General features: G+C 64.5%; 14 protein-coding genes. 13 read left to right on the forward strand and 1 reads right to left on the reverse strand.

Annotation, left to right across the window (positions count from 1 at the left end):
* Positions 1 to 24: 24 nt before the first annotated feature.
* The gene (locus QFZ36_RS13915) at positions 25 to 1,503 is read left to right on the forward strand and encodes a sugar phosphate isomerase/epimerase family protein (RefSeq protein WP_306637434.1); all 1,479 of its coding nucleotides are present in this window, start codon (positions 25 to 27) and stop codon (positions 1,501 to 1,503) included.
* Between the two features lie 94 nt (positions 1,504 to 1,597).
* Here the strand turns inward: QFZ36_RS13915 and QFZ36_RS13920 are convergent, their stop codons facing one another.
* Positions 1,598 to 2,542 (reverse strand): LysR family transcriptional regulator, encoded by a 945-nt coding sequence (locus tag QFZ36_RS13920; RefSeq protein WP_306637435.1) that lies wholly within the window; start codon positions 2,540 to 2,542, stop codon positions 1,598 to 1,600.
* Between the two features lie 237 nt (positions 2,543 to 2,779).
* Here QFZ36_RS13920 and QFZ36_RS13925 point away from each other — a divergent pair, with 237 nt between their 5' ends.
* The 12 genes from QFZ36_RS13925 to QFZ36_RS13980 all read left to right on the forward strand — a co-directional run bounded on the left by QFZ36_RS13925 (position 2,780) and on the right by QFZ36_RS13980 (position 13,653).
* On the forward strand, positions 2,780 to 4,066 hold the full coding sequence (locus QFZ36_RS13925; protein ID WP_306637436.1) for an ABC transporter substrate-binding protein: 1,287 nt from the start codon (positions 2,780 to 2,782) through the stop codon (positions 4,064 to 4,066).
* Positions 4,067 to 4,118: 52 nt separating this feature from the next.
* A complete protein-coding gene (locus QFZ36_RS13930; RefSeq protein ID WP_306637438.1) occupies positions 4,119 to 5,078 on the forward strand; it encodes a carbohydrate ABC transporter permease in 960 nt (319 codons plus the stop codon).
* Positions 5,079 to 5,081: 3 nt separating this feature from the next.
* On the forward strand, positions 5,082 to 5,918 hold the full coding sequence (locus QFZ36_RS13935; RefSeq protein ID WP_306637440.1) for a carbohydrate ABC transporter permease: 837 nt from the start codon (positions 5,082 to 5,084) through the stop codon (positions 5,916 to 5,918).
* Between the two features lie 6 nt (positions 5,919 to 5,924).
* Positions 5,925 to 6,296 (forward strand): nuclear transport factor 2 family protein, encoded by a 372-nt coding sequence (locus QFZ36_RS13940; protein WP_306637442.1) that lies wholly within the window; start codon positions 5,925 to 5,927, stop codon positions 6,294 to 6,296.
* Positions 6,297 to 6,324: 28 nt separating this feature from the next.
* Entirely contained in the window at positions 6,325 to 7,098 is a 774-nt protein-coding gene (locus QFZ36_RS13945; protein ID WP_306637444.1) for a TIM barrel protein, read from the forward strand.
* Positions 7,095 to 8,654, forward strand: a complete 1,560-nt coding sequence (locus QFZ36_RS13950; RefSeq protein ID WP_306637445.1) for a GMC oxidoreductase — start codon at positions 7,095 to 7,097, stop codon at positions 8,652 to 8,654. The genes QFZ36_RS13945 and QFZ36_RS13950 overlap by 4 nt, the downstream gene beginning before the upstream one ends.
* Positions 8,655 to 8,740: 86 nt before the next feature.
* The gene (locus tag QFZ36_RS13955; protein WP_306637447.1) at positions 8,741 to 9,136 is read left to right on the forward strand and encodes a C-glycoside deglycosidase beta subunit domain-containing protein; all 396 of its coding nucleotides are present in this window, start codon (positions 8,741 to 8,743) and stop codon (positions 9,134 to 9,136) included.
* Positions 9,133 to 10,236 carry a sugar phosphate isomerase/epimerase family protein gene (locus tag QFZ36_RS13960; protein WP_306637449.1) on the forward strand — a complete coding sequence of 368 codons (1,104 nt, stop codon included), beginning with the start codon at positions 9,133 to 9,135 and terminating at the stop codon, positions 10,234 to 10,236. Before QFZ36_RS13955 ends, QFZ36_RS13960 begins: the two co-directional genes overlap by 4 nt.
* Positions 10,237 to 10,255: 19 nt before the next feature.
* Positions 10,256 to 11,281, forward strand: coding sequence for a sugar phosphate isomerase/epimerase family protein (locus QFZ36_RS13965; RefSeq protein ID WP_306637451.1), 1,026 nt, complete (start codon positions 10,256 to 10,258; stop codon positions 11,279 to 11,281).
* Positions 11,282 to 11,291: 10 nt separating this feature from the next.
* On the forward strand, positions 11,292 to 12,062 hold the full coding sequence (locus QFZ36_RS13970; protein ID WP_306637452.1) for a nuclear transport factor 2 family protein: 771 nt from the start codon (positions 11,292 to 11,294) through the stop codon (positions 12,060 to 12,062).
* 8 nt (positions 12,063 to 12,070) lie between these two features.
* Positions 12,071 to 12,469 (forward strand): C-glycoside deglycosidase beta subunit domain-containing protein, encoded by a 399-nt coding sequence (locus tag QFZ36_RS13975; RefSeq protein WP_306637454.1) that lies wholly within the window; start codon positions 12,071 to 12,073, stop codon positions 12,467 to 12,469.
* Positions 12,466 to 13,653: a Gfo/Idh/MocA family protein gene (locus QFZ36_RS13980; protein WP_306637456.1), complete on the forward strand. Its 1,188-nt coding sequence runs from the start codon at positions 12,466 to 12,468 to the stop codon at positions 13,651 to 13,653. The genes QFZ36_RS13975 and QFZ36_RS13980 overlap by 4 nt, the downstream gene beginning before the upstream one ends.
* Positions 13,654 to 13,656: the final 3 nt, after the last annotated feature.

Raw genomic sequence — 13,656 nt, forward strand, 5'->3', positions numbered from 1 at the left:
CCCACACGATTGAAGAGTGACATCATGCCTAATGGACTTATCGACGACTCAAGCCTGCGCGCCCACCCGGACGGCCTTGCCCTGGCCCTGACCCTGCCGTGGTACCGGAGCCTCTGGCTCTCCTCGGTCTCCAGCCTGAAGCTCACGGTGGACGGCCAGGACGTGCCGGAGCAGGACCTGAGCCTGGAACTCGGCGGCACGCGGTATGCGCTGGCCGACCTGCCTGCCCAGAGCGAAACCCTCTGGTACCTCCAGGAACACCCCCTGCTGATCGCCAAGCGGGGCACCCCTGTGGCCCTGAGCGAACAGCACACGGTCCAGCTCATCGGAGAGCTCCGCCTGCCCTACATGCAGATCGCCCCGGGGCAGGACGGCGGGCCCGGCATGTACGTCCCCAACTTCGTGAACCAGACACTGGAATTGACCGTCACGGACAAGGCGGCGGAGGCTCCGGCGCTGACCACCACGATCACGCCGCCCCCGCCGAAGGCTGAGGACGATCCGTTCTCGCTCGGGCTCACCCTGTATTCGGCCAGCGCCGAGTTCCGGGCCGGCTGGTACGACTTCGACGGCCTGCTGAACCGCGTGGCGGAGCTGGGCATCGGCCCTGGCATCGAGATTGTGGCGTCCCAAGTCCTGCCGACGTATCCGAACGTCTCGGATGACTTCGCCCGTTCCTGGCAGGAGGCCTTCGACAAGCACGGCTTCACCGCCAGCTCCTTCGGCGCCAACCTGGACATGGGCCGGCGCCGCGACCGCGACATGACACCCGACGAGGAATACCAGTTCACCGAGACGCTCTTCCACGGCGCAAAGAGACTCGGCTTCCCGCTGGTCCGCATCCAGAGCGCCAAGCCGGACCTGCTGCGGCGGCTCCTGCCGCTCGCCGAGGACCTGGAGCTCAAGCTTGCCTACGAGATCCATGCACCGCTGGGACCCAACTCCCGGGAGATCATGAAGGTCCGCGACGTGTACGCGGAACTCGATTCACCGCTGCTGGGCTTCGTGGCCGATTTCTCCTCCACCATGCACAGCATGTCCCCCACGCTCCTGCGTGCGGTCCGCCGTGCCGGGCTCGACGACGAAGCCGTCCAAAAGCTGCAGGCCATCTGGGCCACCGATGCGCCCATGCGCGCGCGGCAGGAGGAGTTCATCGGCTACCTTCGGGCACGGGACTTCGATCCTGCCCGACTTGGTTCCTTCGCGCATCTGGCCTTCAACATGCACGGTCATGTCAGCCCGACGGAGTGGGCGGACATCATGCCGCAGATCATGCACGTCCATGCCAAGTTCTACGACATTGATGAACAGGGCAACGAGCCTGCCATCGACTACCCGGAACTCGTCCGCGTGCTCGTGGAGGGCGGCTACCGCGGCTACTGGTCCAGCGAATGGGAGGGTCACGCCTTCGCCGAGCTTGGCGAGGTGGATCCGCTGCTGCTGGTCCGTAAGCAGCATGACCTCATCCGCAAGAGCATGCGGTCGTCGCTCGCATCAGCCTGACCCCTTAGCGTTGTGCATCCTTGGTGCCCGTCCGCTCCAGCGGCCGGGCACTCAGGCGCTTAAGGGCACAGAGCCATCTAAGCGCACCAGGCGTTTACGGGGTTTCCTTTGCCGCGGCCGCGGCGACGATCTCGCCAGCCTCCTGGAAAAGGCCCCGCATCCACTCGTGCTCCGAATCGCGGTTGTGCACCGGATGCCACCAGAGGGCGTTGACCAGCGGCGTGGCATCGAACGGCAGCGGCAGGACCCGTACCCCGCCCACACGGAGCGCGAACGGTATCAGCGCCGCCTGGATGAGCGCGATCCGGTTGGTTCCCACCACAAAATGCGGCAAGGACTGGAAGCTCTCCACCACCACGTCCACTCGCGGCTCCACACCGAGCTGCATGATCTGGCGTTCCGCCGAGGTTGACGCCGACCGGGTCTGGTACGTCATCGCCCACGGAAGTTCGGCGATGTTCTCCATGGTGATTTTCTCGCCGACGGCCTTGTTGGAGGCTGAGACCACCGCCACCCAGCCGTCCCGCCACAGGTCCAGGTAGGGGAGCCCGGAGAGGAATCCGTGCGGAATTACCATGCCGTCCACGGAGCGGAGCCGGTTGGCTGCGTCTTCCACCACCATCGGGTTGTGCAGCATGAACCGGAACCGGACGCCCGGCGCGCGCTCGGCCGCAAGCTCGGAAACAACCCGGCCAACAGTGGTAAATCCGTAATCGGAGCCGTAGATGGAGAACTCGCGCTCCGATTCGGCGGGCTCCCACGTGGCCTGGCTCTCGAAGACGCGCCGGGCCGCCTCCAGCGCTGTGGTGGTGTGCTCAGCCAAACGCAGGGCGAAGGGCGTGAGTTCATAGGCATTGCCGCGGCGGGCCAGGATGGGATCCCCAAAGTGGGACCGGAGCCGCGCCAGCGAAGCGCTCAGCGCCGGCTGGCTGAGATGGAGCCGCTCGGCCGCCCTCGTCACGCTCCGCTCGGTGATGAGGGCATCCAGCGAGATCAGCAGGTTGAGGTCGAGCCGGGAAAGCAGGACATTATTCGTCACGGCACGGCGATCTTTCAACGGTGAACTTTCGTCCCGCCAGTGTATCAGTCGCATCAATAGGGGCGGCATGGTGCATCAGATCGTCCGATGCAGGGAGGGCTTCCGTAGACCCCCGTGAAACTTATGTCTGGCATCTGCAATACTTATGTGCTTTTTCTGCACATCTCCTGCATACTGGTGAGTGACCGGGGTCACGGCTCCCGGATTTTTTCGACAACGAAGTCAGAAAGGCTGGACATGACACAGCACCGTCGCTATTCAGGCCTAAAGGCCGGCGCCCTCGCCGTCCCCACCATCGCGGCCCTCCTCCTTACCGGCTGCTCGGCCTCCACCGGCAGCAACGCCTCCTCCGGAAGCTCGAAGGAATTTTCGCTGTCCTTCGCCACCTCCAACACGATCGAAAGCCCCTTCCAGGTGCTCGCCGAGAAGTACATCGAGGCGAACCCGGACGTGAAGATCACGTTCAACCCGCAGCCCAACGACTCCTACGACCAGACCCTGCGCACCCAGCTCCAGGCAGGCAACGCCTCAGACGTCGTGGTGACCTCGCCCGGCGCCGGCACCGGACGCAGCATCCTGCCGCTCGCCGAAGCCGGCTTCCTTGAGCCGCTCGACGATGCCGCCAAGGAACTGCTCCCCGAGGGAAGCGCCAGCACCTTCGGAACCGACGGCAAAGTGTACGGCCAGGCCACGGAAATCACCGTCGCCGCCTTGGTGTCGAACGAGACGGCCGCACAGGCAGCCGGTGGCTTCCCTGCCGACTTTTCCTCCCTCCAGGAGCAGTGCAAGACTCTGGAGTCGTCCGGCAAATCCCTCTTTGCCCTCGCCGGGTCTGCCCCTCCCAACACCGGGCTGATGGCAATGTCGCTGGCGGCCTCGCGCGTTTACGCGGAAGACCCGAAGTGGAACGATAAGCGCGCCGCCAAGGAGACCACGTTCGCAGGCTCGGACGGCTGGAAGTCAGCCCTCGAAGCAGTCAACACCCTGAAGGACGCCGGGTGCTTCCAGAAGGGTGCTGCCGGCGGCGGGTTCGACGCGATCACCAAGGGCCTTGCCGGCGGAACGTCCGTGAGCGGCTTCATTCCGGCCCCCAGCTGGAAGCAGCTGGAGTCTGCCGCCGGTGGCGCCAAATTCGCCGTCCGGGCACTCCCGGCGGAAAGCTCAAGCAAGAGCTACGTCTTCGCCAGCGCCAACTACGCCTTCTCCATCAATGCGGCCTCCAAGAACAAGGACGCCGCCAAGGCTTTCCTTGACTGGGCTGCAGAGCCGGAGCAGACCAAAGCGTTCGCCGAGATCGACGGCGCACTGCCGGTTACGGGACTCGACAAGTACGACTTCGAGGGCGGCGCCTACAAGAACGTCGGCGACCTGATCAAGGATGGCAAGTACGGCCCGCTCCCGAACATCCAGTGGCCGAATTCCGCCGTCTATGACGCACTGGCCACCGGGGTCCAGGGCATCATCACCGGTCAGAAGAGCCCTGACCAGGTCCTGCAGGCCATGGATGCCGCCTGGGGACAGTAGCCTTTTTCACCATCAACGTTCCGACCACTCAAAGGGACAAGCAAGGAATACCATGACTGCGACGATGCAACCGAAAAGCGAAGCAGCAGAAGCACCCCGGCGAGGCAGGCGCACTCCGGGGGCGGGCCGGAACGCCCGCTCCCGGGGCCGCGGCCTGGAGTTCGGACACTGGTGGTGGGCCCTGCCCGGGATCGCCCTGGTGTTTGCCATCCACTATGTGGCAACTGGAATTGGCGGATTCTTCGCCTTTACCAACTGGACGGGCATCGGCTCGTTCAAGATCACGGGCTGGGCCAACTTTGAGGCCATCTTCAAGGACCCCACGAAAGTCGGAGCCCTCTCCAACACCCTCTTCCTGGCCTTTGGCTCGGTTCTCCTGGGCAACATCGCCGGACTGGTCATTGCGCTGGGCCTGAACCGCGTCCTCAAGACGCGCTACATCCTCCGGACCCTGTTCTTTATGCCGGTGGTGCTCAGCCCGCTTGCCACGGCCTACATCTGGAAATACATCTTCGACTTCGACGGTCCGCTCAATGCCTTCCTCACGGCAATAGGCGCAGGCGACCAGGCCAAGCCGTGGCTGGCCGACCCCCAGTGGGCCATCTGGACCGTCCTGGTGGTGCTGGTCTGGTCTTCCACCGGTTTTGCCATGGTTATTTTTATGGCCGGCCTGGCCGGCGTCCCCGCGGAAGTAGAGGAAGCAGCGGCCATTGACGGCGCCAACCTGTGGCAGCGGTTCCGGAACGTGACCCTGCCCGCCATCCGTCCCGCCGTTGCCATCGCCACCACACTGGGAATCGTCCAGGGACTGCGCGTCTTCGATCCCATCATGGCGCTCACCGGCGGCGGACCCGCTGGGGCAACCGAAACGCTGGCCACCCAGGTCTACAAGCAGGCGTTTGCACTCGGAAACTTCGGGGGCGGTGCCGCCCTGGCCCTGGTGCTCGCCGCCATCATCCTGATCTTCGCCGTAATCCAGCAGCGGCTGACGCGTTCGAACCCTGAGGACTAAGCAATGTTCCGCTACACCAAACTCACCCTGCTCCGCGAAATCGGCCTGTGGGCCCTCGCCCTGCTGTTCCTCACGCCGTTCTACTTCCTGGTAACAACTGCCCTGAAGCCGGACACCGAGTTGTTCACCACCTCAGCCCTGGCCCCGCCAAAAAGTCCGGACTTCAGCAACTTCATCGACGTCCTCACCGCCACCGGCAACTCCAACGTGGTGCTGGGCCTGATCAACAGCGTCATCATCACCGCGGGAAGCATCGTGGGGCTCATCGCACTGGGTTCCATCACTGGGTACGTCATCTCCCGCAGCACCCGCCGCTGGAGCAAGGGCGCGTATTACCTCTTCCTGGTGGCCATCATCCTTCCAGGCCAACTCGGTGCCGTCCCGCTGTACATGGGGGCACGGGCTCTGGGACTCACCGGATCAGCGTGGGGCCTGATTGTCCTGTACACCGGCATGCTCCTGCCGCTCTCGATCTTCCTCTACGCAAACTTTTTCCGCGGCCTTGGCACGGACTATGAAGAGGCGGCCACCATCGACGGCGCCAGCAAGTCCCAGATCTTCTCCAAGGTGGTGTTCCCCATGATGGCTCCCGCCACGGGAACGGTCACCATCTTCGCCGGCCTCATCGTGTGGAACGACTTCTTCACGTCGCTGATCTTCCTGGGCGGCTCCGCCAACCAGACACTGCCGGTGGCCATGTACTACTACATCGGCTCCCTGGTTTCCCAGTGGAACTCGATCTTCGCCATTGTCATTGTGTCCATGGTCCCCATCCTTGCCCTGTTCCTGTTCGCACAGAAGCGCTTCATCCAGGGCTTCTCCGGCGGCCTGAAAGGCTGATCCGATATGACTGACAACCGCGCGGCGTTCGAACGCTTCGTGGAGATCTTCTACACCCAAAAACGGGTGCGGGAAGCCTTCGAATTCCTCGTCGCGGACGATTACCGCCAACACAATCCCACGATCGGCGACGGCCCCGAAGAGGCTATCCGGATGCTGACGCCCAAGTTCGAGGGTTCCCCCGACTCGCGCTTCGAGGTCCAGCGGATCCTGGTTGACGGGGACCTGGCCATGGTCCATGTACGTGCTTCGGGCCCGGGCCGCCCGGATGCGGCCGTCGCCGACATCTACCGCTTCGAAGGCGGCCGGATCGTGGAGCACTGGGACGTGCTCCAGCCGGTCCCGGACCGGCCTGTCCACGACCACCCCATGTTTTAGAACATTGCAACTTTCCAAGGAGTAAACCATGTACCAGCTCGCACCCAATATCGACCTGCTATTCACCGAGGCCGGGGACGCCCCCGACCGCGTCCGGGCCGCAGCTGCCGCCGGCTTCAATGCCGTAGAGATGTGGGGGCCCACAGGGAAGGACATTCCCGCCCTCAAGGAAGCACTGGAGGAAACCGGAGTCCAGCTGACCGCCCAGCTGGCAGAGCCGCGGATGCAGTTCATGATCCCGCCCAAGGACCACGCGCCGTTCTACACCGGACTGGATGCAGGCGTCGAGGTCGCCCACAAGCTCGGCTGCCCCCGCATCGTGGTAGGCAGCGGCACCGGCTTCGGTGGCCGCAAGCGGCAGGACCAGCTGGACGAGCTGATCGAGATCTTCACCAGGGGCGTGGCCCACATTGAGGGTTCCGGCATCACCCTGGTCCTCGAACCGGTAAACATCAGGGTAGATCACCCCGGGGCGCTCCTGGACCGCACTTCGGAAGCTGTCTACGTTGCCAAGGGCGTCAACTCGCCCAACTTCGGCGTCCTCTACGACCTCTACCACTCCACCATTGAAGGCGAGGATGTGGCCGCCGAGCTCGCCAACGCAGGGGACCTCGTCAAGTACGTGCAGGTGGCCGATGCACCGGGCCGCGGCGAACCCGGCTCCGGCTCCATCGACTGGCCCGCCCGGTTCGCGGACCTGCGGAACAGCGGCTACACAGGCCCCATCGGGCTCGAGTATTACCCCACCATTGACTCGGCAAAGTCGGTGCGCCGCATCCAGGAACTGGTGGCGGGACGATGAGCAGCAGCCGGTATCCCGCTGCGGTCGACGTCGCCATCGTCGGCAGCGGCCCAACGGCATCGGCCTACGCACGGATCCTCAGCGAAGAAGCCCCCGGCGCCAATATTGCAATGTTCGAAGTGGGCCCCACCGTCAGCAATCCGGCCGGGGCGCACGTCAAGAATATCGAGGATCCTGATCGCCGCAGCCTGGCCCAGCGGGCCTCGGAAGGCCCCGGTGCAGGTGCCGCCACGGTGAACTCACCCGGTGCCGTCAAGAGCGGCGAGCGCCGTGCCCGGCCGGGAACCTACCTGCTGCAGGACGGGTACGCTTTCCCGGGCGAGGACGGCATGCCCGTCGCGGCCATGTCCAGCAACGTGGGCGGCATGGCCGCCCACTGGACCGCCGCCTGCCCCCGCCCGGGCGGCAAGGAGCGCATCCCGTTCCTGCCGGACCTTGAAGAGCTCCTGGACGAGGCTGACCGCCTCCTGGGCGTCACTACCCATGCATTCGATGGCGCCCCCTTCTCGGACCTCGTCCGCGAACGACTCTCCACAGTGGTGGATCAGGGCCGAAAGCCTGCCTGCCGCGTCCAGCCCATGCCGCTTGCTGTCCACCGGCGGCAGGATGGCGCCCTTGTTTGGTCAGGCTCCGACGTCGTGATGGATGACGTCACCCGGGAAAACCCGCAGTTTGAACTCTTTGATGAATCGCTGGTGACGCGTGTCCTGGTGGAGGACGGGATTGCTTCCGGGATCGAGGTCCAGGACCGCCGCAGCGGCGAAACCCACCGGGTGGCCGCCCGGTACGTGGTGGTGGGCGGGGATGCCCTGCGCACGCCGCAGCTGCTGTGGGCATCCGGGATCCGGCCCGAGGCACTGGGCCGCTACCTCAACGACCAGGCGCAGGTGGTGTTCGCGAGCAGGTTGCGCGACGTCGCGGCTCCACAGGGCCCGGCAGCAGCCAGCGGAGCACTCAGTGAGCAGAGTGGAGTTGCCTGGGTTCCCTACACTGACGAGGCGCCGTTCCATGGCCAGATCATGCAGCTGGATGCGTCCCCGGTCCCCTTGGCTGACGATGATCCCGTTGTCCCCGGCTCAATAGTGGGGCTGGGCCTGTTCTGCGCCAAGGACCTGCAGCGCGAGGACCGGGTGGCGTTCGACGACGATACCCGTGACTCCTACGGGATGCCCGCCATGCGCATCCACTACCGCCTCACCGAGCGGGACCATGAAGTCCTGGACCGCGCCAGGCAGCAGATTATCCGGCTGGGCAAGGCTGTGGGCGAACCTCTCGACGAACAGCCCTTCGTTTTGCCCCCTGGGGCGTCACTGCACTACCAGGGCACCACACGGATGGGTGAAACGGACGACGGCGAGAGCGTCTGTTCGCCGGACAGCCAGGTGTGGCAGGTCCCCGGCCTTTTCGTGGCAGGCAACGGAGTTATCCCCACCGCCACAGCATGCAACCCCACGCTGACGTCGGTAGCCCTCGCCGTACGTGGAGCACGGAATATCGCTCAAGAAATCAACAGCTCTTTGCTTATGTCTGATTCAGACAATAGACTGACTAAATAAAGAAGAAGTGCCGCTGGACGGTCACTTCATTCCCACCCAGGCATTTTCAATCACAGGCAAGGCATGCCGCAGACAAGGAGGTCTCGATGATCGCCGACCGCATAATCGAGCAGGGGACACTTACTACCCAGGACGGCCGTACCGCCGTCGAAGTACGAATCCCCTGGTACCGCGCCCTTCCGGGCTCGTGCATAGCCGGCGCAGCACTCACGGTTGACGGCGTTGCCGCTCCGCAGGACACGCTTCGGTGGACCATGAACAACCGCACGTTCAGCTTTGAAGAGCTCGTGGACGAGACCGGCGAGTGGTGGTTTCCGCTCGACTCGGCCGTCCTTTCCGGCGATCTTCCCGTCCGGGATGGCCAGACGGAGCACGAGGTCCGGGTGGACCTGAAGCTCTACATCCCCTACATCATCACCGACCACGGCGTGCTGCACATCGAAGAGCACGACACCAAAACTATGAAGGTGGCACAGCGATGACCAGCCTTGGCACGCCCATCCAGGGCGTCACCCTCTACAGCTTCACCCGCGCCTCCCATGCGCGGCAGTACGACCTCGACGGCCTCATCCGCAAGGTTGCGGCCGAGGGCTTCGGCCCGGGCCTGGAGCTTATCGGATTCTCGAGCCTCCGCGGCTTCCCGGACCGCATCGATGACGCTTTCGTGGGGCAGTTCCGCGACCTGGTGGCCGAGGTGGACCTGGTTCCCACCTCCCTGGCCGTCAACGTTGACACCGGCATCCGACGCGACCGGCTGATGAACCACGACGAGCTGGTCGAATACATGCGCAAGCAGATCGAGGTAGCAGCCAGGCTCGGGTTCCCCATCGCCCGCGTGCAGATCTCGCTGACGCCCGACGCCATGGAAAGCCTCCTGCCCGTCGCCGAGAAGTATGGCGTCACCTTGGCGCTCGAAGTCCACGCCGACCAGCACGGCGCCCACGAACGGGTTCTCGCGCTCCGAGACCGCTACGAAGAGCTCGATTCCCCGCTGCTTGGCTTCACCGCTGACTGGGGGGCCACTGTCACAGGTTTTGCGCCCTCCCTGCTGGAGGCCTACCGCCGCCGCGGTGCATCGGAGGACCTGCTCCGGCAGGTGGTTGAGCTGTGGAACGGCTTCTACGCCGAAGGCCCGCCCAACACCCAGAAGGTCCACGGCGAACGCTTTGGTGCCTTCATCGGCCTCGCCGCCCGGAACGGGCGCCCGGACCTTGGAATCGACTTCGCCATCAACGGGACGGGACTCTTCGGTCCTGCGCCGCTGGACACCTGGCTGGAAATCATGCCCTGGGTCCGCCACGTGCACGGCAAGTTCTTCGGCATTGACGAAAACGGCGAAGAGCCCTCAGTGCCGGTGCGCGGCCTGGTCCGGCAACTCGTGGAAAACGGCTACTCCGGTGCCATCTCCAGCGAATATGAAGGCTGGCACTGGAACAACTGGCAGGACCCGTTCGAGATCATCCGCGGCGAGCAGGCTGTCCAGCGTTCAGCAGCGGCTGATGCCGGTTCCGCCATGATCACCGATGCTTCGGAAGCCCGCCGTATCCTCAGCAGCCACCTCGCCCAGCCCGTCCGCGGCTGAAACAAAAGGAACTAAAGACATGTCAGAAGGCATCGCAGGCTCGGGCATCGAGCTTGGCATTACCCTCTATTCACTGACCTCCGAATTCGCCGCCGGGCTCTACACCCCGGAGACCCTGATCAAGGCCGTCGCCGATGAAGGCCTCGGCCCGGGCGTCGAGTTCAACATCGCACAGATGCTGCGCACTTATCCGGACGTGGACGACGACTTCGTCAAACTTTGGCGCGACAGCATGGACCGCTATGGCCTGACCCCGAGCGCCGTGGGCACGAACCTGGACATGGGCCGCCGTAAAGACCGGGACATGACGCCGGACGAGGAGTTCGACTTCTTCGCCAGGCAGCTCCAGACCGCCAACACGCTGGGCTTCAACAAGATCGTCATCCGATCCGCAGGCAAGGAACTGCTGCGCCGGCTGCTTCCGCTGGCCGAGAAGTACGACCAGAAGCTCGGCTATGAGATCCACGCGCCCCAGGGCCCGAACGATCCCAAGATCCTGCAGATCCGCGAGATGTATGAGGAGCTCGGCAGCGACCGGCTGGGCTTCACGGCGGACTTCAGTTCCACCATGCACAGCCTGTCGCCGACGCTGTTCCGCACGCTGACCCAGATGGGGCTGCCCGAGGAGCACTTCGCCGTGATGCAGGACATCTGGCGCAAGCCGCTTCCCATGCAGGAGCGGAACCAGGAGTTCGAGGACTACCTGCGCGAAAACAACTTCGATCCCGCCCAGTTGGGCCCCTTCACCCGGCTGGCGTTCAACATGCACGGGCTGGTTCCGCCGGAGGAATGGCTGGACATCATGCCGCAGATGTTCCACGTGCACGCGAAGTTCTACGACATCGACGAGAACGGCAACGAGCCCGCCATGGACATCCCGCGCATCGTGCGCCAGTTCGTCAAGGGCGGCTACACCGGATTCCTCTCCAGCGAATGGGAAGGCCACGCCTTCGCCGACCTGGGCGAATCAGACCCCATCGACCTGGTGAAGAAGCAGCACGCGCTCATGCGCCGTGCCATCGAAGAAGCTGTCGTTCCGGCTTAGGGGAGGTTTAATGTCTGCTATCGATACCGACCTCGCAGCCGAGGTGGATCGCCTGCGGGGCGAACTCGCTGAAGCCCTGAAACTGGCCCGCCGGGCCAACGACCGGGGCGACATTGAGAATCTGTTCAACCGCTATATGTACCTGCACAATGCCTTTGAGGATGAACAGATCATCCCGTTGTGGGTGAAGCCGGGTACTCCCGGCATCCGGGCGAGGTACACCAACGCGGGCCAGTACACGGATTATGACAGTGTCATCCGCTACCACCAGGGCCGCCCGCGGCCCGAGGGCAAGCTCATCCTGCATTACACCACCACGCCGGTCATCGAAGTGGCGGCCGACGGCAACACGGCCAAGGGCGTCTGGATCATGACCGGCAACGAGTCCGGCCTGACGGACCCGGAAGTGGCCAAGGACAGCCCGGACTACATGTACTCGCCCGGTGAGGTGCAGGGCAAGAGGGTCTGGGCCCACTGGGTCTGGTGCAAGTACGCTGTGGACTTCCTGCGCCAGGACGGGGAATGGAAGATCTGGAAGTTCCGCTGTTACGAGCTCCTGAGGGCCCCGTTCGAGGAGAACTGGATCAGCTTCGCCGAGAAGAACCAGCATGCCTTCGCCCTGGACCTGATGTACTTCGGCGACGACGGCAAGCCGGTGTTTATGCCGCCCGCCGACGAAGCCGTTCCCCAGGAATCCCACCCATACAGCCCCTCCACCCGGCAGACGCTGGATCCGCTCCCGCCTACACCCCACGACACCTTCGTCGACACGTTCAAGTAAGGAAAGCCATGGCAACTCACAACTCCCTGTTCCAGGACGCCGACGTCCGCAGGCACCCCGAGGGCATTTCGGTGTCCGTGCAACTGCCCTGGTACCGCAGCCTCTGGCTGTCCGCCGTGGACGATGTTGCGGCCACAGTCAATGGCGTGGCGATCCCCAAGGAGTCCCTCCGCTTTGAACTGCAGGGCAAGTCATACTCCATCGCGGAGCTGCCGGAGCAATGGGAAACCCTGTGGTTTGTGGCAGATAAGCCGGATGTCATCATCCCGCTGGACCGCATCCCCGACGTGGGCGAGGAGATCGACGTCGAAGTCATCCTTACTCTCCGCCTGCTCTACATGCAGATCGCTCCCATGCGCTACGTCGGAAACCGGGTGGCGATTGAGCGCAAGGTAGTGCTGGCATGACAACCCTGCGGGTGGCGATGATCGGTTATGGGTTCATGGGCGCTGCCCACTCCCAGGGCTGGCGGACCGCGCCGCGGGTGTTTGACCTGCCAGCGAAACTGGAAATGGCCGTCGTGGTGGGCCGCAACTCCCAGGCGGTGGCGGGCGCGGCCCTAAAGTGGGGCTGGGCTGAGTCTGCCACCGACTGGCGCGAAGTGATCGCCCGGGACGATATCGACGTCGTCGACATCGTGACCCCTGGCGACTCCCACGCCGAGATCGCGATTGCAGCCCTTGAAGCGGGGAAGCACGTCCTGTGCGAGAAGCCGCTGGCCAATACGGTGGCCGAGGCTGAAGCGATGGCTGAGGCTGCAGGGCGGGCCGCAGCCCGGGGAGTCCGGGCGATGGTGGGGTTCACCTACCGCCGGGTTCCCGCGGTCACGTTCCTGCGGAACCTGATCGCCGAAGGCGCCGTGGGTACCATCAACCAGGTGCGTGCCTCGTACCGGCAGGACTGGCTGGTGGATCCGGAGATGCCGCTGGCCTGGCGCCTGCAGAAGGAACATGCCGGCTCCGGGGCGCTGGGTGACATCGGCGCCCACGCCATCGACCTGGCCCAGTTCGTCACCGGGCTGAACCTCGAAAAGGTCTCCGGCGTCATTGACACCATCGTCAAGGAGCGCCCACTGCTTGATTCAGGTTCCGGACTGTCCGGCACTGCCGGTGCCGGCAAGGGCCAGGTGACGGTGGACGACATCGCCATCTTCACCGGCCGGTTCGAATCCGGTGCGCTGGGATCATTCGAGGCCTCCCGCTTTGCCACCGGCCGGAAGAACGCCCTGCAGATCGAAGTCTCCGGGGACAAGGGCGCACTGGCCTTCGACCTCGAGGACCTCAACAGCGTCCAGTTCTACGACCGCACGGCACCCGCAGACCGCCAGGGCTTCCGGAAAATCCTGGTTACGGAAGCGGAGCATCCCTATGTTTCGGCCTGGTGGCCCGCAGGGCACATGCTCGGCTACGAGCACGGGTTCTCCCACCAGGTCAAAGACCTCGTGGAAGGCATCGTGGGCGGCACCGACCCGCATCCCACGTTCGCTGACGGGCTGCGGGTACAGCGGGTGCTCGACGCCGTCGAGCGCAGTTCCGAGAATGATTCGGCCTGGACGCGCGTTGCCGCTGACGTCCCGGCGCAGGTTTCGTAGGAG

The sequence above is a fragment of the Pseudarthrobacter siccitolerans genome (assembly GCF_030823375.1).
GTDB lineage: Bacteria > Actinomycetota > Actinomycetes > Actinomycetales > Micrococcaceae > Arthrobacter > Arthrobacter siccitolerans_A.